Genomic DNA, 2,158 nt, shown 5'->3' with positions numbered 1-2,158 from the left:
CGAGCGCTCCGTGAGAAGTCCGACCTTCTGCCCTTTCTTTACTCCCTGCTTTACCAAGCTACGTGCAATCTGATTAGCCATTCTGTTGAGTTCCTTGTATGTGAGAACCTTATTTTCAAACACCAAAGCGACATTATTAGGTGTTTTTGCTGCTTGTCCTTCAAAAAGTTGAGTTACAGTACGATCTTTCGGAAAGTCCACCGAAGTTTCATTAAACCGTTTAAGTAATTTGTCTATTTCTGCTTTTTCCAAAAGAGCAAGGGTGGAAATTTCACTTTGAATATCTTCAGAAAGCGCCTCTAAAATAAATTGAAAATACCTTAATAACTTTTTTAAGACAATCTCTGAGAAACCAGACACCACTCTTATTTCAAATCGGTCGAATGTAGTTGACACGGAAAAATCAAATAATGTATTCGTTTTCTCATAACTATTAACCCCATATGATAAAGGCGAACCTTCCAATCCGTTATACACATGAAAATCTACAAAGTTAAAAACGGCATCAAAAATAGGATTTTCATTTACTTCTGTTCTCCCTATCAGCTCAGCAATTTTTCTAAAAGGAAAACGACCCTTGCTCTTTAAATCCACATGCTTACAGTGGACTTTCGTAAGCAGTGATTGCCATGTTCCAGATTCATCTATCTCTATGCGAAAAGGTGTTGTATTCAGGAAACAACCAAGTACCTTCTCTGCATCCTGTGTAACTGGCCTCGCATTCTCAATCAATCCTATCGTCAAATCATTTTCATAGGTAATCATCCGCATCATAAACAGATAGGCTGTTAAGCAAAGTATCTTTAGAGTTGTTCCTTCTTCCTTAGCAACTTTCTTCAATCTCTGCAGTAGGTCAGAGTCGAGCTCCATAATATAAGCTCCCACTTCTTGCTCAGCTCCATATGGAAGTTCAAGCCTTTTAAAATCTGACAACTCCTGCTGCCAATAGGTCGTTAGGTCTTCTTGCTGTGAAACAACCATCTGATCCACTACATAATCCTTATAGCTACTCTTCAGTCCTACCAATTCCACAGGGCCGATTTTTAACCTGAAATATACATCTACCAACGCTGTCATAAACGAGGCAACACTCCAGCCATCCATAATGGCATGATGGACTATCCAAGCAAAAGTGACCTGACGGTCGTTTAACCTATATACACGAAGCCTCCAAAGGGATCCCCCTTTTAGCTCAAACGGATTCTGACGATCTTCCAAAAGAGAACGCTCAATAAAATCCTCCTGCTCTTTTTCTGTATATACTGATAGGTCATGCTCTATAATATCGACTGGAACTGACTGGTAGACAACTTGAAGAGGCACAGGTCCTTCATCTAAGAAAAAGCCCGTTCGTAAAATTTCATGTTTATTCATTAATAAGGTCATAGCTTCAGTTAATTTTCCCAATTCAAATGAATCATCCTCTAGCTGATAAACAAGTTGGTCGTGATAAAGCGCCTTTTCTGGATTTCTCATAGAATAAAAAACCATTCCCTGCTGGATATCACTCATTGGATAAACATCTACTACTTTATGAACTAGGGAAGTGTGTTCCTCAAGGAACCTGTTCTTCAGGTCCTGTAGTTCTTTTCTTTTTTCTATACGTTTACGTTCTTCTTCCAGTGAACCATTTTGTATACCAGCATACGCGACTAGTTCTTTTATAGTTGGATGTTCATACAAATCTTTGATCTGAATAGTCCAGTCCATTTTCCTGTTCATAAGACTAATCAATCCGATTGCTTTAATAGAGTCTCCCCCCAGATTGAAAAAGCTGTCACTTATGCCAAGGGAGGTACCTAAAAACTCTTCCCAAACAGACCGTATACGGCCTTCCAACGGATTCCGGGGCTCCTCATGGATAGTGCCTTTCACTTCTGGGGCCGGAAGCCTGTGACGGTCTACCTTACCATTGGCAGTGAGTGGCATCATTTCAAGCTGAATAAAATAAGAAGGAATCATATAAGACGGAACTTTTTTAGCCAAATCCGCTCGAAGCTCAAAAGTACTCAATTCCTCTTCAGCCGTATAGTAGGCGGCCAAAGCTTGCCCTTGTTCCTCTTCGAAGGCTTGTACAAAAATTTCTCTGATTCCACTACAAAGAAGTAGCTGGGTTTCAACCTCTCCTAATTCAATACGGTGCCCGCGGATTTTGACC

1 protein-coding gene is annotated in these 2,158 nt (G+C 40.2%); it reads right to left on the bottom strand.

Features of this window, described 5'->3' with window-relative positions:
• A partial coding sequence (locus ABWK52_RS21995) for a condensation domain-containing protein (protein ID WP_353772130.1) occupies nt 1–2,158 on the bottom strand: 2,158 nt, incomplete at both ends.

Source organism: Bacillus sp. AP50 (genome assembly GCF_040492675.1).
GTDB classification, from domain to species: Bacteria; Bacillota; Bacilli; order Bacillales; family Bacillaceae_G; genus Bacillus_A; species Bacillus_A cereus.
Note: the sequence above shows the minus strand (reverse complement) of the source record. Positions and strands in the feature narration are given on the sequence as shown.